The organism is Flavobacterium ginsenosidimutans, from assembly GCF_037478105.1.
Taxonomy (GTDB): domain Bacteria; phylum Bacteroidota; class Bacteroidia; order Flavobacteriales; family Flavobacteriaceae; genus Flavobacterium; species Flavobacterium ginsenosidimutans.
This window is the reverse complement of record NZ_CP147988.1, coordinates 5,225,468-5,244,082: the sequence shown is the minus strand read 5'-3', so window position 1 is coordinate 5,244,082 and position 18,615 is coordinate 5,225,468. Positions and strand designations below refer to the sequence as shown.

10 protein-coding genes are annotated in these 18,615 nt (G+C 34.4%); 7 read left to right on the top strand and 3 right to left on the bottom strand.

All coding sequences use genetic code 11. The features are described 5' to 3' along the window. Positions 1-84: 84 nt before the first annotated feature. From V6624_RS22410 to V6624_RS22400, 3 genes are all read right to left on the bottom strand, one after another. Positions 85-1,287, bottom strand: a complete 1,203-nt coding sequence (locus V6624_RS22410; protein WP_338840278.1) for a DUF1343 domain-containing protein — start codon at positions 1,285-1,287, stop codon at positions 85-87. Positions 1,288-1,545: 258 nt separating this feature from the next. Next, positions 1,546-3,279: a RagB/SusD family nutrient uptake outer membrane protein gene (locus V6624_RS22405; protein WP_338840276.1), complete on the bottom strand. Its 1,734-nt coding sequence runs from the start codon at positions 3,277-3,279 to the stop codon at positions 1,546-1,548. Positions 3,280-3,304: 25 nt separating this feature from the next. After that, positions 3,305-6,592 carry a TonB-dependent receptor gene (locus tag V6624_RS22400; RefSeq protein ID WP_338840274.1) on the bottom strand — a complete coding sequence of 1,096 codons (3,288 nt, stop codon included), beginning with the start codon at positions 6,590-6,592 and terminating at the stop codon, positions 3,305-3,307. A 224-nt stretch (positions 6,593-6,816) separates the two neighbouring features. Here V6624_RS22400 and V6624_RS22395 point away from each other — a divergent pair, with 224 nt between their 5' ends. The 7 genes from V6624_RS22395 (at position 6,817) to V6624_RS22365 (ending at position 18,594) form a co-directional block, all read left to right on the top strand. Continuing rightward, positions 6,817-7,590: a DeoR/GlpR family DNA-binding transcription regulator gene (locus tag V6624_RS22395; protein ID WP_317048484.1), complete on the top strand. Its 774-nt coding sequence runs from the start codon at positions 6,817-6,819 to the stop codon at positions 7,588-7,590. A 318-nt stretch (positions 7,591-7,908) separates the two neighbouring features. Further along, positions 7,909-10,824, top strand: a complete 2,916-nt coding sequence (locus V6624_RS22390; protein WP_338840273.1) for an FAD-binding and (Fe-S)-binding domain-containing protein — start codon at positions 7,909-7,911, stop codon at positions 10,822-10,824. A gap of 56 nt (positions 10,825-10,880) precedes the next feature. Continuing rightward, on the top strand, positions 10,881-11,708 hold the full coding sequence (locus V6624_RS22385; protein ID WP_338840272.1) for an alpha/beta hydrolase family protein: 828 nt from the start codon (positions 10,881-10,883) through the stop codon (positions 11,706-11,708). Between the two features lie 311 nt (positions 11,709-12,019). Next, complete coding sequence (locus V6624_RS22380; protein ID WP_338840270.1) at positions 12,020-13,501, top strand: glycoside hydrolase family 10 protein; 1,482 nt, start codon at positions 12,020-12,022, stop codon at positions 13,499-13,501. Between the two features lie 11 nt (positions 13,502-13,512). Continuing rightward, positions 13,513-16,014 (top strand): beta-N-acetylhexosaminidase, encoded by a 2,502-nt coding sequence (locus tag V6624_RS22375; protein ID WP_338840268.1) that lies wholly within the window; start codon positions 13,513-13,515, stop codon positions 16,012-16,014. A 4-nt stretch (positions 16,015-16,018) separates the two neighbouring features. Next, positions 16,019-17,323 (top strand): serine hydrolase domain-containing protein, encoded by a 1,305-nt coding sequence (locus V6624_RS22370; RefSeq protein ID WP_338840266.1) that lies wholly within the window; start codon positions 16,019-16,021, stop codon positions 17,321-17,323. Positions 17,324-17,454: 131 nt separating this feature from the next. Beyond that, positions 17,455-18,594, top strand: coding sequence for a DUF1343 domain-containing protein (locus V6624_RS22365; RefSeq protein ID WP_338840264.1), 1,140 nt, complete (start codon positions 17,455-17,457; stop codon positions 18,592-18,594). Positions 18,595-18,615: the final 21 nt, after the last annotated feature.

Here is an 18,615-nt window from a genome sequence, read left to right as displayed (position 1 = left end):
AATAATTGATTTCGTTTTTTTGCATTAATAGTCTCTGTTTTATTGAAAAAACAGTAGAATTTGAGTTATTATTGAATTAAGGGATTATTTGTAAATCAGATATTTTGTTCGCATTTTTTTGAAAGCTTCTAAATCTTTCTGCCAGCTTTGTCTTATTTGAGTTTCAGAAACACCGCTTTCAATTTGCTGTTGTAATTTTTTTGTTCCTGCTAGTTTCGTAAAAAAAGCATTGAAGAATTTTGTCTTGTCACTAGTATTCTGGTAAGCTTTAATAAGCCATTTTAATTCTAGCTGTTTTAGTTTTGGATAAGCTGTTAAATCTTCACCAAAACATTCTTTTCCATTGTATAAAGGATCTTTTGCGCCAAAGTTAGGTTTTGGCGTAAAGCTGAAATTAGTTTTGGTTAAATACGGAGAACCATAAATTTGGAATTGTTTTTCAGTTCCGCGTCCCATACTCACATTTGTTCCTTCAAAAAGGCATAAACTTGCGTAAAGGTTGATCGATTGATCGTTAGGCAAATTTGGAGATGGCTTTACCAATAAACTGTATGGCATTGTTCGTTTATAATCTAAACATGGAATAACAGTCAATTTGCATTGAGTGCCATCTTTTAGCCATTTTTCGCCATTTACCATTTGAGCATATTCACCAATCGTCATTCCGTGAAGGAGCGGAATAGGGTGCATGCCCACAAAACTTGTAAATTCTTTTTCTAAAAGCGGACCGTCAACAATAGAACCGTTCGGATTTGGTCTGTCAAAAACAATAAGCGGAACGTTATTTTCTGCACAAGCTTCCATTACATAATGAAGTGAAGAAATATACGTGTAGAATCGTGCTCCAACATCTTGCAAATCGAAAATCATAACGTCAATTCCAGATAACTGCGCTGGTTTTGGTTTTTTATTGTCGCCGTAAAGAGAAATAATTGGCAAACCAGTTTTTTGATCTTTTCCGTCAACGATATGTTCGCCCGCATCTGCTGTTCCTCTAAATCCGTGTTCTGGAGCAAAAATAGTTTGAACGGCAATCTTTTTCTCCAAAAGAAAATCAACAACATGTGTTTTGTTGGATAAAATTCCAGTCTGGTTGGTAACGATTCCGACTTTTTTATCTTTTAAAAGAGGAAGATATTTTTCGTAATTATCTGCTCCTGTTTTAATTTCAGTATAACTGAATGCTTTAGAACTATTAGTTCCAATTGTTTTCACTACTGTTGAATAAGACGGAGTATTAAAAAGAAATGCTGCAACAAAAGCACTTTTTGCTATAAATTTTATCATTTTAAATACAGTTTATAGTTAAAGACAAAAACTTGACTTAATAAAATTAAGGATATTATTGGTATATATAAATGTTTTAGGTAGATAGGGGACTCTAAAAAAAACTATTGTTTTGCCTAGATTATTTCAGGCTAGATTTTGATTGTGTCTTTTTGTCTTTTGACGATGTGTTTAAAAAAGAATATTTTAAATACTACCTCCAAAATAAACGATCTTGGAGGTAGTTTTGTATGTATTAATTTTTTAGCTGTTACTAAATTACCAGCCTGGATTTTGTTTTAATTCTACACCTTGAGCTTTATATAAGTCGATGTCATTCGTTGGAATGTTCATTAAATAATGCTTAGGTTCGAAATTTCTTGTACTTGCTGGGTATATTTTAACATATCCATTTGCGTCAACAACAGTTTGCGATCCAACTGGAGTTCCAATTCTAGCGCCTAGATTTACGTCTGGATTTTTACTAGTGTCTAAATAATCACCTTTTTTCCAACGGTAAATATCAGCTTGTCTTAAAGTTGTCCAGCTCATAAATTCAATCTGACGCTCACGACGAACTTCCCAGATTAATGGATTTACAGTTCCAGAAATTTGCTCTAAAGCAGAAGTTCTTCTTGGATCATTAATTTGAACACCATTTGCAGAAGCATTAACGCCGTCTGTAGTTAAAGGCGCAATTCCTGCACGAGCACGAACTTTATTGATTGACAAATCAAGATCGCTGTTTGTTGCGTTTCCTAATTCAGCACAAGCTTCGGCATAATTTAAATAAACTTCGCTTAAAGTAAATAATGGAGCATCAGTGTAATTACGTCCTCCAGTTGTAACATCTGGACCTGTTGTAGCAGGGTTGTTGTATAATTCGAATACATATCCAGACATTGAAACTAAAGCTGCTGTACCAAAAGGTTTTCCTTTGTATCCATAATTAGCAGGATTTACCGTTTTACCAAAACGAGGATCTCTATTAGTAAACGTATCTGTAACGTTGTCATCACCAACATACTGACTGTTTCCAGTTTGTTGAATTGGTAATCCGTTTGTTGTTACATAACTATCTGCTGCCCATTTTGTCAAACCATATTGAATAGTCGAAGTATTCGTATAGTTTTGAAGAGAGTGCATTAAAACGTTTGTTAAGTAACGTTTTGCCAATATCACTTCTGTATTTCCAAGTAATTCAACTGAATTGTATAAAGATTTCCAATCAGCATTTAATTTATAACTCGGGTTATTCATAATCATTAATGAAGCAGCTTTGGCTTTGTTAAGATATAAACTTCCGTCTTGACCTAAATGATATTTTCTGTACGTTCCTTCATAAATACAAGCATTACTCAAAGCTGCATAAGCGGTATATTTATTTGCAGTAACGTTTTTATCATCACTTACAAGCATTAAATCCGCTGCTTCCTGAAGTTCTGCAATTACTTTGTCCATAATCTCTGCTCTAGGCATTGCAGGAGAGTAAACTTCCGGATCGCCTTGAGCTAAATATTTGTCAGTATAAGGCACATCTCCAAATTTTTGCACTAAACGGAAATAAGTATAAGCTCTGAAAAACTTAGCAACCCCAATGTAGTGGTTCTTTTTTTCTGTAGACATATTTACAGTTGGCACTTTTTCCAGCATTAGATTGCAACGGCGAATAAGTGTGTAATATTCATTCCAAGAATAAGTATTAGTAGTCGCAGCTGTAACGGGCATTTGATAAAAAGTAAATGCAGACAAGTTATCATCTACTCTATAATCACTTCCATGATAGTAGAAAAAAGAAAGTCCGATTGTTGTACCATTTCCGTAGCCATAAAAAGTGTCATAATTCAACCAAGAAAAGGTTTTTACGTTATCTTCTGACTGCCAAAAGTTATCGTTTGTAAATTTATCTGCAGGATCATCTGTTAGATAATCTGAACAGCTAACTGCGCTTCCTGCTAATAAAACAGCAGTAAACATTAGCAGAAACTTAGATTTTATATTTGATTTTTTCATTTTAAAAGTTTTGAATAGTTAGAGATTAGAAAGATAAATCAACACCAACAGACCATGTTTTTGTGTAAGGATAAGCTCTTCCCCAGAAAACTTCTGTTTCGTCAATTTCAGGATCTACAGGAAGACGTTTGTCTTTCCAAGTCACTAAATTTTCACCTGAAGTATACAATCTTACTTTTTCTAATCCTGCTTTTTTCACAATTGCTGCTGGCAAGTTATATCCAAACGTAAAGTTCTTTAAACGGAAGTAAGACATGTCTAATAAATATCTTGTTGATGTAACAAAGTTGTTTTGACCCGATGTACCTGATCCAAAAGTATTTGCTTCATTTCCATAATATGGATTTGGGAAATAAGCATCTGTATTTTCTGGAGTCCAGTAATCTGCTTGGTTTGCATACATTTGCTGAGGCGCTCTGAAGAAAGGTAAAACAGCATCAGAAGCAGCCCAGTAATCACGTTTTCCAACTCCTTGGAAGAAAGCAGAAATATCAAATCCTCTGTATTTTCCACCTAAAGTAATACCGTATTTATAACGAGGCGTTGAATTTCCAATTTTACGTAAATCTCCGTGATCATCAGCAGTTCCAGCTCCACGTGTAATAGCTCCGTCACCATCTAAATCTACGTAGTGAACATCTCCGGCTCCGTATTGGAAATTACCTCCCATTGTTTTAGAGTAATCAACACCGTTTACTGTTTTACCATTATTTGTAATAACATCATCAGCTTGAAGAAGTCTGTCACTTGTTAATCCCCAGATTTGGCCAATTTCATAACCATCATAGTAAGGTTTTGTATCAGCTGTTACTAATGCTAATAATTTAGAAGAGTTATTCCATTTTGTGATAACTGATTTATAATCTGATAAAGCAAGATCAACAAATACAGAAGCGCTTTCGCTTAATTGTTTATTAAAGTTTAATCCTAATTCCCATCCTCTAGTTCTCATATTTCCTGAGTTTGTCTGTGCAGAAGTCTGACCGAATGAACCTGGAAGAGTTATACCAGGAGCAAGCATTCCTTTTGTATCACGTTGGTACCAGTCAAATGTAGCGCCTAACATGTCAAATATTTTAATGTCGATACCCACATCTTTAGTATATACTTTTTCCCAAGTCAATGCAGGATCCACGTTAGTTGGCAAGTCAGCAGAAGGAGGAATTGTAGTGCCGCTGTTTACCCAAGAAGGATTTTTAGCGTTCATGATAGATAAGAAAGCATTATTTCCTACGTTTTGGTTTCCAATTGCTCCAATAGATCCACGCAATTTAAGATCAGTTAACCAGCTGCGTGTTCCTTCCATAAATTTCTCATTCACAATTTTGTATCCAACAGAAGCAGAAGGGAAGAATCCCCATTGTTCATTTGTTGGGAATCTTGACGAACCGTCATAACGAGCATTTAATTCTAAAAGATAAATTCCGTTGTAGTCATAATTTACACGAGCAAAGAAACCTGCAATTGAGTACTCAGTTTCTGCTGGGTTTAAAGAAGTATTTGCAGCTCCAGAAACAAATTGCTCGCCAACTGCAAGATTAAATTCTGGTTTAGATTTATCTAAAAGCGTATTTCTTCTTGCATAATTACGAGAGAAATTTTGCCACTCAGAGTTGAAACCTCCTAAGAATTTGAAATTATGCTTGTCAAATTGTTTTTTGTAGTTACCATAAATGTTTACAACATTTGTAGTAGACTCAGATTTTGATTGCGCTACATAATCGTTTCCTGTTTCAAGAGTTGCAGGTGTAGCAGTTTGAATTGTTGTAGCATCGTATGGCATTGCTGACCAGCTGTCCCATGCTAAGAATTTACCACCATTTTGTTTTCTGTTGTAATATTCATTTACAGTGCTTACTTCAGTAATAAGATTTAAATCTTTTGTAATATCTGCTGTAAATTTAGCGCTAAGTCTTGTATTACGTTTGTTGTTTTCGTTTCTAGAAGCATTTGATAAATATCCTCCAGCAGTACGGAAATTATATCCTCTATAAGTTCCGAAATTCGGGAAATATTGTCCCCAACGAAGCGCATAACCAAAATAACCTCCGTAACCTGTATCATCTGTTCCAGAACCACCATAATAGTTAAATGGCTGATCGTAAGTGCTATTGATCGTCATTACTTTGAAATCTCCAGTAAGCCAATCTGCTAATTTGGTTGTAAAACCTAAATTAATATTAACTCTTTGTCTTTTTTCCTGATTCACTCTTAACATCCCTTCTTGGTTTGTTAATCCGAATGAAGCGAAGAAAGAACTTTTATCTCCTAAATTTCCTTGTGCAGATAAATTATGTGTTGTTTGAAGCGCATCACTTGCATATAATTCTTTATTAGCATCCCAAACTCTGTAAAAATACGGCGTACCATTTTTTATTTCCCAATCTTCACCATAAACCATTTCATGACTAGTACGGTTATTTGCGTATTTTTCTTTCCAGTTTTTAATTCCATCTAATAAAACACTGTAATTTTGACCAAAAATCTCAGGTGTTGAACCATCTGTTCTTGTTCCCGCAGCGATTAATCCAGGAATTTCTTCTGTTGGATCCAAGAATTTTAAAGTAGAAATCGGATTAGTGAATGCAGTATTTGCACTATAAGAGAATCTTACTTTTCCTTCTCCAGTTTTTCCGCCTTTTGTAGTAATAAGAACCACCCCAAACGCTGCACGAGCTCCATAAATAGAAGCAGAAGCCGCATCTTTAAGTACAGACATTGTAGCGATATCATTTGGATTGATAAGCGATAAATCTGTTGGAACACCATCAACTAAAATTAAAGGTGCATCAGAACCATTAATAGTTCCCGCTCCACGAATATTGATATTTGCTGCACGATTAATATTTCCAGAGTTAAAAGAAACATTTACTCCTGGTGTGGTTCCCTGCAATGCTTTACTAACGTCAGTTAAAGGTCGGCTACCTATAGTTTTGCTTACATCAATGTTAGCAACGGCTCCTGTTAAATTGGTTTTTTTCTGAGAAGCAAAACCCACAACAACTACTTCGTCTAATTTTGAAGTGCTTTCTGAAAGATCAACATTTACTTTCTGTTGATTTTCGATTTTAATTAATTGGGTCTCAAATCCCATATAACTAAAACTTAGCGTTCTTCCTGGTGCTACAGAAATGCTGTAGTGACCATCAAAATCTGTAGAAGTGCCATTTGTTGTGCCTTGAATTATGACGCTGACTCCGGGAATTGGAATTCCGTCCGTTTTGCTTTTTACAGTTCCAGTAATTGTTTTTGTTTGTCCAAATGCTGTTTGAATAAACAAAACCAACACTGAAATAAGAAGTAATTTTTTCATGATTAATCTGGTTTTTATAATGGTTGTTGAGCAAATATATTTAATTATTGCATACAAATGCATTATTTAAAACTTTTTTTAGAAAAAAAAATCAAATAACGCAAAATAATGCAAAAATTATCAAATAATCTGTACTTGATTAATCTGTAAAATTTCAATTTTGCATACTGTTGCAGTTTTAAGGGTGTTTTCTAATATAAATTGAAATATTTGATATATTTGTGATGAACTTTAACTTTTATAGAAAAATGCTGAAAGCCGAAAGACATAAATATATAATGACTAAGCTTATTGAGGACCAAAAAGTTGTCACAACAGATTTGGCTTTGGCTCTGGATTTGTCGGAAGATACTATACGACGAGATTTGAACGAACTTGACAGTAAAAAGCTGTTAGAGAAAGTATATGGCGGGGCTGTACAAGTTAAAGAGAAGTCTGCAAATGTTTTTGACATTGCGATATCTGAAGAAGAAGAGAAAAAGAAAATCGTATCAAAAGCGTTGTCACTACTTCATGACGATCAAGTTATTATAATGAGTGGAGGAAGTACAAATTTAGTTTTCGCAAAGTTAATTCCATCCGATTTGAAGGCTACAATATATACGTATAGTTTACCAATTGCCATGCAATTGTCTCAGCATCCTAATATAGATTTAATATTTATTGGTGGGAAAATGCAAAAAAACGCAATGGTAACAATCGGTATGGATGTGATTCAGGTTGTGTCTAAAATTAAAGCAGATATTTGTTTCATCGGAGCCAGCAGTATTAATATAAAACAAGGACTTACAGAAGTGGGTTACGAAATCTCAATTGTCAAAAAAGCAATGATAGAAGCTTCTGATAGAGTAGTTTCGATGTTTTCTGCAGATAAGTTAAATACTAAAATGCCACACGGCGTTTGTGAATTAACTCAACTAGACACTATTGTAACCGATTTGGATCCGTATGACGCAAAACTGGAAGAATATAGAAAATCAGGTGTTTTTATCTTATAAGATATTGTTTTAAAAAATATGTTTTGCATGTTTTTGCGTTTTTTAAAATTTATTTTGTTAAATAATGCAGAATAATGTAAAAACTATCTTTTTTGTATATATATTTGTTAAAGCTAAACCTTTGACCAAATATATTTATGAAAACCATTACTTCATTTACTTGCCGTTTATCTGGTAAATTTGAAGAAGTTCAAAGCTTTCAATTGGAGCTTTAATAAATATTTATTTCCAACAAGATTTAGATTGTATTGTTTTAACTGATGTTCGCAGAAGTATAAAACATTTATTAAAGAACCAAAAGCAATAGAACCAAATTAAATGCCCGATTCTCTTCAACTACAAGAATTAGAAACTTCCTTAGAAGGAAACCTTTTTTATGATGAGCTTCATAAAAAATTATATGCCACAGATGCTTCTGCTTATAGAATTATGCCGCTTGCTGTGGCAATTCCAAAGTCAGAAAATGATATAATTAATATTATTCAATTTGCTACAAAAAATAAAATTTCAATAACACCAAGAACTGCAGGAACTTCTCTTGCAGGCCAAACTATAGGAAGCGGAATTATTGTCGACGTTTCAAAACATTTCAATAAAATTATCGCTTTTGATCCTGAAAAGAAAACCATAACCGTTCAGCCTGGAGTGATTCGCGATGAATTAAATCTATATTTAAAACCGCACGGATTGTTTTTTTCGCCAACAACTTCTACTACGAATCGATGTATGATTGGTGGAATGGTTGGAAATAATTCTTCAGGAACAACCTCAATTCGCTATGGCGTTACCAGAGATAAAATAGTAGAAATAAAAGCAGTTTTAAGCGACGGAACTACTGCGATATTTAAAGATTTAACTTCTGAAGAATTTATCGAGAAAACAAAAGGCGATTCTTTAGAAAGTAAAATTTATAAAACGATTTACGAAGAGCTTTCAATAAAAGAAAATCAAGAAGAGATTTTAAGGGAATTTCCAAAACCAGAAATTCACAGAAGAAATACGGGTTATGCGATTGATGTTTTGTTGAAATCGGAGCTTTTTTCTGGAACAGAAAATACTATCAATTTAGGAAAACTGCTTTGCGGAAGTGAAGGAACTTTGGCATTCTCAACTGAAATTACTTTAAAAGTAGATGATCTTCCGCCGACCAATAATATTATGGTTGTGGCGCACTTTCACACCATTCAAGAAAGTTTGGAAGCTGTTGTTGTCGCAATGAAACATCATTTGTACACTTGCGAAATGATGGACGATACGATTTTAGATTGTACCAAAACCAATAGAGAACAAGCCAAAAATAGATTTTTTATTGTTGGAGAACCAAAAGCAGTTATCATGCTCGAAGTTGGATCTCACATTAGCATGGAAGATGCCGAATTGCAAGCCGATGCTCTAATTAAAGATCTTGAAGTGAATGGTTTTGGATATGCTTTGCCAAAAATTTACGGAACAGATATTGACAAAGTAAACGAGGTGAGAAAAGCGGGTCTTGGACTTTTAGGGAGTATTGTTGGAGACGACAAAGCAGCTGATTCTATTGAAGATACAGCGGTAGAACTAAGCGATCTTCCAAATTATATTGCCGATTTTGCTGCGATGATGGAAAGACACGGACAAAGTGCGATTTATTATGCACATGCCGGGGCAGGAGAGTTGCATTTGCGTCCGAAGATAAATTTAAAAACTAAAGAAGGTCTGCATCAATTTAGAAATATATCTACCGAGGTCGCTCATTTAGTTAAGAAATATAGAGGTTCGTTAAGCGGTGAACATGGCGACGGAATTCTACGCGGAGAATTTCTACCGTTTATGATTGGCGATAAAAACTATGAACTGCTAAAACGAATTAAAAAAGCATTTGATCCTAACACAATTTTGAATGTTGGGAAAATTGTAAATGCTTCTAAAATGGATGAAAACCTTCGTTTCGAAGCAGGAAGAGTTGAGCCAGATATCAAAACGATTCAAGATTTCTCAGACAGTTTGGGAATTTTGCGTGCTGCCGAAAAATGCAACGGTTCGGGCGATTGCCGCAAAATGCCTTCGGCAGGAGGAACTTTATGTCCGAGCTATCGTGCGACAAGAAATGAAAAAGATACTACTCGTGCTCGTGCGAACGCTTTACGCGAATATCTAACGAATTCTGAAAAAGAAAATAAATTCGATCACGAAGAATTGTACAAAGTATTCGAATTGTGTGTGAGTTGTAAAGCCTGCGCGAGCGAATGCCCAAGTAATGTGGATGTGGCGACTTTAAAAGCAGAATTTTTATACCAATATCAAAAAGCAAATGGTTTTTCTTTCCGCAATAAAATCTTTGCTTTTAATTCAAAATTGAATGAATTGGGAAGTATTGCGCCATCAGTTACCAATTGGGCTTCCAATCTTTCATTCGTTAAAAAAAGAATGGGAATTGCACCTGAAAGGCAAGTGCCATTATTGGCTTCAAAAAGTTTTAGAAAATGGCATCAAACTAACAAAAAGCTTTATGAATCTAATTCTTTTGAAAACGGAAGCGTTTATCTTTTCTGTGATGAATTCACCAATTATTATGATGTTTCGGTTGGAATTGACGCTTACGAATTATTAACGAAATTAGGTTACAGAGTAATTATAATCGATCATGAAGAAAGCGGAAGAGCTTTTATTTCGAAAGGATTTCTTGAAGAAGCACAAGAAATTGCGAATAAAAATATCAATACTTTTAAAAATATAATTTCTGAAAATACGCCTTTAATAGGTCTTGAACCATCGGCAATTTTGACTTTTAGAGATGAATATCTTCGATTGGCTGGAGATAAAGAAAGTGCAGAAAAAGTAGCAAAAAACACTTTTACGATTGAAGAGTTTTTTAAAAGAGAAATTACAAGCGGAAAAATTCACGCAGGACAATTTTCTGAAAAAGAAAAAAATATAAAGATTCATGGGCATTGTCATCAAAAATCATTGAGCACTGTTGAAGCTTCTTTTGCAATGCTTAATGTTCCCAAAAATAATACTGTTACCATTTATAATTCAGGTTGCTGCGGAATGGCGGGTTCATTTGGTTATGAAAAAGAACATTACGAAATCAGTATGCAAATGGGAGAAGATACTTTGTTTCCAAAAATTAGGGCAACGGAATCGACAACAGAAATTGCAGCAGCAGGAACAAGCTGTCGTCATCAGATTTTTGACGGAACGAGCAGAAAGGCCATGCATCCCGCGACTATTTTAAAAGATTGTTTGAAATAATTTTTTGTATTTTCCCAGTGCTTTTCAAAAATATTATTTTATAAAAAACATCAGTTATGAAAAAAACAATTTACACCTTTTTGTTCGCATTTCTAATTTTTACGGCAAGAGCAGCAAAGGTTGATACTTTACAGGTTTTTAGTGCTTCGATGCAGAAGAATATTAAAACTTGTGTCATAGTTCCAGACAATTATAAAAAGAGCAAAAAGGCATTTCCTGTGGTTTACTTGCTTCATGGTTATAGCGGAAATTATGCTTCTTGGGCAAAAGATTTTAAGGAACTTGGAAAACAAGTAGATCAATATGGTTTTATAGTGGTTGGTGTTGACGGAAATTATTCAAGCTGGTATTTTGACAGTCCGATAGATCCGAGTTTTAAATATGAAACTTATGTCGTAAAAGAGTTGGTTCCTTTTATTGATAAAAAATTCAGAACTATTACAGATCGTACTGGAAGAGCGATTTCAGGTTTAAGCATGGGCGGACATGGCGCTTTGTATTTGTCTTTTAAACATCAAGATGTATTTGGTGCTGCAGGAAGCATGAGCGGAGGAGTAGATTTTCGTCCGTTTCCAGAAAATTGGGATATCAAAAAACGATTAGGCACAATTACAGAATTTCCTGAAAACTGGAATCAAAACACCGTTACCAATATGCTAGATTTGGTAAAAGACAATAAATTAAAACTGATTATAGATTGTGGTGTTGACGATTTTTTCATGACAGTTAACAGAGAACTTCATGCAAAAATGCTTGCTTTAAAAATAAATCACGATTACATCGAACGTCCAGGAGAGCATAATCTAAAATACTGGGAAAACTCATTAAAATATCAACTTTTGTTTTTTCATGATTTCTTCAATGAAACGGTAAAAACAAAGTAAATTATTGTTTGTTGCAGCCTTTCCAAAATTGGTACGCACATGTTTTGTTTGGTTATCCTAACAGGTTTTTAAAACCTGTTAGGTTTTTTTAGCCAATCAATTAAAAGCATTTTTTAAGTTTCTTTTTTTGTAAATGAAATTGCTCGCAAAGACGCAAAGAATATAAAAAACTTAAAAAATAAAAACTTTGCGCCTCTGCGACTTTGCGAGATTAAAAAAAATAAATAAAATAAAACTTAGCGAACATTGCGTAAACCACTGCGTGCTTTGCGGTTAAACAATATTATACAAACTAACCCAAAATAATAATTATGAAAAGCGTAAAAATTATGATTTTGGTATTGCTGATTCAGACCAAAATTTTCAGTCAGCAGTCTCCAAAAAGAGAAATGCGTGCAGCTTGGATTTCTACTGTAGAAAATATCGACTGGCCGTCTAAACCAGGTTTGTCAGACAAAGAAATGAAAAACGAAATGATTGCCATTTTGGATAATCTTCGTTCGTATAATTTGAACACTGTAATTTTTCAAATTCGTCCAACTGCCGATGCATTTTATAAATCTACAAAAGAACCAGCTTCACATTGGATAACAGGAACTCAAGGCGTTGCTCCAGGTTTTGATCCGTTGCAAATGATGATTGATGAAGCAGGAAAACGCGGAATGAACGTTCACGTTTGGCTGAATCCATATCGTGTTCAGAAAGATACTGTTAGAGATGTACTTTCAAAAGATCATTTATATTTTAAAAGACCAGACCTTTTTCTGACTTACGGAAAAACAAGATATTTTAACCCAGATTTGCAAGAAACCAGAGATTTTGTAGCTTCTGTTGTGGGTGAAATTGTTCGTAAATATGATATTCAGGCCGTGCATATGGACGATTATTTTTATCCGTATAAAATTGCGGGACAAGAATTTCCAGATGATAAAGCATTCGCTAAAGAACCGCGCCAGTTTAAAGACAAAGACGATTGGCGACGAGACAATGTAGATTTAATCATCAAGCAAATCAGAGATACAATTATTGCCAATAAACCAGAAGTTGAATTCGGAATTTCGCCTTTTGGGGTTTGGAGAAATATTGCCAAAGATTCTGAAGGTTCTAAAACTGTTGCAGGAGCTACAAATTATGATGATTTATATGCCAATATTTTAAAATGGCAGAAAGAAAACTGGATCGATTACGTTACGCCTCAATTATACTGGCACATTGGTTTTGACAGAGCTAATTTTGAAGTTTTGGCAAAATGGTGGGCAGAACACAAATACGGAGCAAATGTTTACGTTGGTCATGGCGATTATAAAATTTCGACTTCTGCTAAAGAACCAGAATGGAGAAGTCCTGATCAAATCGTAAAACAAATTGAAATGATTCGTAAAATGCCTCAAATTGAGGGTTCAATGCATTTTACTGCTTCTACTTTTCTAAAAAAAGGAGATTCGCTAAGACAGCCTCTTCTTCAAAAAGAATATAAATACATCGCTTTAACTCCCGAAGCAAACCGAATTACAAGATTAAAACCAGAAGTACCAACAAATGCATTTATTACTAAAAAAGGTAATAATGCACTTTTGACTTGGAAAGCTGCATTTAACGACAAGAAATATGTGATTTACAGATTCCCAAAAGAAAGAATAACCGATTTCTCAAATCCTTCGACTATTTATTATGTGACAACAGCATTAAAACTAGAAGTTCCAAATGCCGATTTGGAAAACTACGTTTATGCGCTCACCGCTTTAAGTCAAACCCAGACAGAAAGCAGTCCGATAGAATTTTCACTAAAATAAAATAGTAAGAAATGAAAAAAAGTATTCTTCTAATCGCCATATTTCTGAGTTCGATAAGTTTTGTACAAGCCCAAAAATTAGATATAATTCCAAAACCAGTTTCAGTTCAGCAAAGTGTTGGGCAGTTTGTTTTGCCTTCGCTATTAAAAGTTGTGGTAGACAAAAAACTAAAAAATAGTGCCGATTATATTTCAACAAGTATTTCAAAAAATACAGGAATTAACCCAATTATTTCTATTGGGAAAAAACACGGAAAAAATACTATTTCATTTTTAGTTGATAAAAAATTAGATCTTCCAAATGAAGGCTATCAATTGGAAATAAACGAAAAAGGAATTTTTGTAAAAGGAAAAACAACAAATGGAGTTCTAAACGGATTTCAGACTTTAGTGCAAATTTGTTCTGCAAAAGAAGTTAAAAAAGGAACAGTGCCGTTTGTGAAAATAGAAGATTATCCTCGTTTTGATTGGCGCGGAATGATGCTCGATTGTTCGAGACAATTCTTCGACAAACAAACCGTAAAAAATTATATCGATTGGCTGGCTGCTCATAAAATGAATGTTTTTCATTGGCATTTAACCGATGATAACGGCTGGAGAATCGAAATCAAATCGATGCCAGATTTAACTTTAAAAGGCGCTTGGAGAGGACCAGGCGAAGTTTTATTACCTTCTTATGGTTCGGGAGACAAACGCTACGGAGGTTTTTATACACAAGAAGATATTAAGGAAGTGGTGGCTTATGCAGCAGATCGTGGAATTTCTGTAATGCCAGAAATCGAAATACCGGGGCATTCGCGTGCGGTAACGGCTTCGTATCCAGAAGTGGGCTGCGCTATAACGCAGGAACTTAAAAGTGTTCAGGGCGAAGTGAAAAATGTTTGGTGCGTTGGGCGAGAAGAAAACTATGATCTTCTAGATTCAATCTTTCGAGAAGTTTCTGGACTTTTTCCTTTCGAATATATTCATATTGCAGGAGACGAAGTCAATCGTGCCAATTGGGAACATTGTCCAAAATGTCAAGCTTTAATGGCGAAAGAAGGGTTTACGGATAGTTTTCAGCTTCAGAATTATTTCTTTAGAAGGGTTCAAAAAATTGTAGATAAGTACCATAAAAAAACAGACGGCTGGAATGAAATTCTGAAAGGCGGAGAAATCAATCCAAATACGTTGATTTCTGCTTGGCAGGGAATTAGTTACGGAATTGAATCTGCAAAAAAAGGATATTCAACGATCATGATGCCAGGTCAATTTATGTATTTTGACATGGCACAATCTGAAACAGAACGTGGTCATCGTTGGGCGGCGATCACCGATACAAAAAGAGCATATTCTTTCGAACCAATTCCAAATAATGATTTAACACCTGAAGAACAAAAAAACATAAAAGGTGTTCAAGGCGCTTTATGGAGCGAATATCTGGATCGTCCAGCAAGAATTATGGAATATCAAAGTTATCCGAGAATTAGTGCTTTGTCTGAAATTGGCTGGTCTAAAAAAGAAGATAAAAACTGGGATGATTTTTATGGAAGATTAACCAACAGCCATTTGAAAAGATTGGCCGATATGGGAATTGCTTTTAGAGATTTTCCTCCAACAGCCATTTATAAAAACGGAACTATTACTGTAAGCCCACCTTATGAAGGTGCTGTTGTGCGATTTGATAAAGATGGAAATGAGCCAACAAAACAATCGCCATTATATACAGGACCAATTCAGACGAAGAATTATGAGCAATATTTATTTCGAGTATTTTTCAATGAAGATTCAGCAAGTCCAGCTGTAAAAGCCGAGAAATTGCCTGTTGCAGAATGGAATACAGCTAAAGCAGAAGTTTTGACTATTTCTGAAAATATCTCAGAACATATTGATAAAAAAGGCATTTGGTATTTGACTTTTAATCCGACAGATGATGGAGCAAATGGAACAATCAAAAATGTTTCGCTTTTTGAAAACGATAAATTAATTCAGACTTACGCAGATGAAAAAACATTAAAATCAAAACCTCGCCTGAGATTTTTAATCGAAAATTATAATGAAAAAAACACGTATCGATTAGACTTTACAGTCGAAAATAAAGAAGAGAAAAAGTCGGCTGGAAATGTAAAATTTAATTGTACGCCATATCAGGAACCAGAAGTAAAAGTAACTTCGTCGATGGCAGAAAATCCGAAGTTTCCAATTTCGAATCTGCAGGATTATAATGAAGAATCGTATTTGCGTACAGATGTTGCTTGTAAAGACGGCGATTGGATTTTGTACACTTTTTCAAATCCTGTAAACTCTTCAAAAATTGATGTTTTAACTGGAATTCCACATCATCCGCGATTCATTGTAAACAACGGTTTTGTTGAGTTTTCATATAATGGAACTGATTTTATAAAAGGAGATAATTTCGATTACGGAAATGCATCAATTTATCCGAAACAGCCTGTAAAAGCAGTGAGAATTAAAATTACTGGAACCAATAATGAACCTTTAGTTGCAGCGCAAGACTTAAGAATTAATCCATAGTGTTATGAAAAATATTGGTATTAAAATTATAATTGTTTCCTTGATTTTTTTTGGAATAAATGGTTATGCTCAGGAAAACACAAAACCATTTTATGGTTTAAAATATAATGAAGTTTACATTGATTCAATGATGACAAATGCTCTGGAAAAAGGCTTTTTTCCGGGAGCACAAATTATTGTTGGTACAGGAGATTTTAATTTGATTTCCAAAAATTATGGTTACCACGATTATACGAAAAAGCAATTAGTAAAATCTGAAGATGTTTTTGATTTGGCTTCGATGTCTAAAGTTTTAGGCGCAACGCTTGTAACAATGCGTTTGGTTGGAGATGGAAAAATTAAACTGACAGATCAAGTGGGCGAAATTGTTCCGATGTACAAAAAAACAGCCATTTCCGATTTAACGCTTTTTGAATTGCTAACGCATACTTCTGGATTAACACCAAGTATTACTTTTTATCAAGCATTGCTTTCTACACCAGATAATTCGCCTTTTTTGAGCAATCAAAAATCAGAGCAATATGTTGAACCTTTTGATAATATGTTTGTGAACAAAAACATTGTTTACGATTCAAAATATCTTGTTTTTGAGCCAAAAGAAAATTGGGTTCAGATTTATAAAAACATGTGGCTGAATCCAGAATTTTATCCATCGGTTTATGAAAGGATTGCGAAAGCAAATACAAATCCGAGAGGGAAATATCTGTACAGCGATTTAAACTTGCTTTTGGTGAAGCAAATGATTGAAACCAAAACAGGAAAAAAACTCGATCAGTTCACCAATGAAATTTATACCGAATTGGGTATTTCAAAAATTGGATATAATCCGTTAAAATGGACTTCGATAGATAACGTCATGCCAACTGAAGTGGATAATTTTTTCAGAAAAGATACTATTAAAGGTTATGTGCACGATGAAGCGGCGGCTATTTTTGGTGGTGTTTCTGGAAATGCTGGTTTGTTTGCCAACGCAGAATCGATTGCCGTTATCTGTAAAATACTAATGAACAATGGTAATTATAAAGGAAAACAAATTCTAAAAGCAAAAGTCGTAAAAGAGTTTACAGATTCACCTCTTGCGAAAGAAGGTATTTACAGAGGTTTAGGTTTTGATAAACGAAAACCAGACGAGTTTTTTACAAAAGATGATTTTGGACATACAGGTTTTACGGGAACTTTTTTCTTTATGAATAGGAATACCAACCGTTTTTTAATCATTCTGACCAATCGCGTAAATCCTACTCGAACAAATAGATTGATGTACAAAGATGATTTTAGTGCCAAAATCTGGAGACAAATTAATAGATGATTTTTTTTCGCCACGAATTCACGAATTATTTTTTTTATAATCTGTGTGTTTAAAAAGCATGTTGAATTACACCAATTATTTGAAATAATTCGTGAATTCGTGGCGAAAAAACTTTAACCCAAAATATTCTCATGAAAAATATAATAATCTGCATACTAATTTCAGCAGTTTCTTTTGCGCAGGAAATAAAAACTGGCGCTGAAAATTCTGCAAAATATCTTCCTTTACTAAAAGACAAAACCGTTGGAATTGTAACCAATCAAACGGGAATTATTACTAAAGAAAAACATCTCGTTGATTTTTTAGTGGAACAAAAAGTAAAAATCAAATTCATTTTTGCACCAGAACATGGTTTTAGAGGAACTGCCGATGCAGGCGAACATGTATCTGATGAAATTGATTCGAAAACGGGCTTATCAATCGTTTCGCTTTACGGAAAAAACAACAAACCAACTCCTAAACAATTGAAAGGAATCGATATTATGATTTTTGATCTTCAGGATGTTGGAACACGATTATACACGTACGTTTCTACAATGCATCGCATTATGGAAGCCTGCGCTGAGAACAATGTTCCACTGATTGTACTGGATCGTCCAAATCCGAATATTGCGATTGTCGACGGTCCAGTTTTGGACATTGCTTTTAAAAGTGGTATCGGAATGCATCCAACGCCTTTGCTTCACGGAATGACTTTAGGCGAAGAAGCAAAAATGATCAATGGACAAAAATGGCTGAAAGATGGAATTCAGTGCAAATTGACTGTGATTCCGTGTTTGAATTATACCAGAAAAAGTTCTTATAGTTTGCCAGTTCGTCCTTCGCCAAATTTACCTAACGATCAGGCGATTAATTTGTATGTGAGTTTATGCCTTTTTGAAGGAACAAATGTGAGCATGGGGCGCGGAACAGAAAAACAGTTTCAAATTTATGGTTCGCCATATCTTCCAAAAAGTAATTTCGCCTTTACGCCAAAACCTAATTTTGGAGATAAAGATCCTTTGTATAATGGCGTAGAGTGCAATGGAGAAGATCTGTCTTCTATTCCGAGAATAAATAGATTAGAAATAAAATGGCTGATAAAAGCCTATCAGACAACATCAGATAAATCTAAATTTTTCGATAAAAGAAAATTTGCCATTCGCGCAGGAAATGAAAAACTGCAGCAGCAAATTGAAGCTGGAATTTCTGAACAAGAAATTAGAAATAGTTGGAAAGAAGGCTTGATCGAGTTTAAAAAAATGAGAGCTAAATATTTGATTTATAAGTAATATCTTTCAGTTTTGTTATGT

Excerpts from the sequence above, each read along its gene's own strand:
- V6624_RS22410 (WP_338840278.1), bottom strand. The coding sequence starts at position 1,287 with ATGATAAAATTTATAGCAAAAAGTGCTTTTGTTGCAGCATTTCTTTTT.
- V6624_RS22405 (WP_338840276.1), bottom strand. The coding sequence starts at position 3,279 with ATGAAAAAATCAAATATAAAATCTAAGTTTCTGCTAATGTTTACTGCT.
- V6624_RS22400 (WP_338840274.1), bottom strand. The coding sequence starts at position 6,592 with ATGAAAAAATTACTTCTTATTTCAGTGTTGGTTTTGTTTATTCAAACA.
- V6624_RS22395 (WP_317048484.1), top strand. The coding sequence starts at position 6,817 with ATGAACTTTAACTTTTATAGAAAAATGCTGAAAGCCGAAAGACATAAA.
- V6624_RS22390 (WP_338840273.1), top strand. The coding sequence starts at position 7,909 with ATGCCCGATTCTCTTCAACTACAAGAATTAGAAACTTCCTTAGAAGGA.
- V6624_RS22385 (WP_338840272.1), top strand. The coding sequence starts at position 10,881 with ATGAAAAAAACAATTTACACCTTTTTGTTCGCATTTCTAATTTTTACG.
- V6624_RS22380 (WP_338840270.1), top strand. The coding sequence starts at position 12,020 with ATGAAAAGCGTAAAAATTATGATTTTGGTATTGCTGATTCAGACCAAA.
- V6624_RS22375 (WP_338840268.1), top strand. The coding sequence starts at position 13,513 with ATGAAAAAAAGTATTCTTCTAATCGCCATATTTCTGAGTTCGATAAGT.
- V6624_RS22370 (WP_338840266.1), top strand. The coding sequence starts at position 16,019 with ATGAAAAATATTGGTATTAAAATTATAATTGTTTCCTTGATTTTTTTT.
- V6624_RS22365 (WP_338840264.1), top strand. The coding sequence starts at position 17,455 with ATGAAAAATATAATAATCTGCATACTAATTTCAGCAGTTTCTTTTGCG.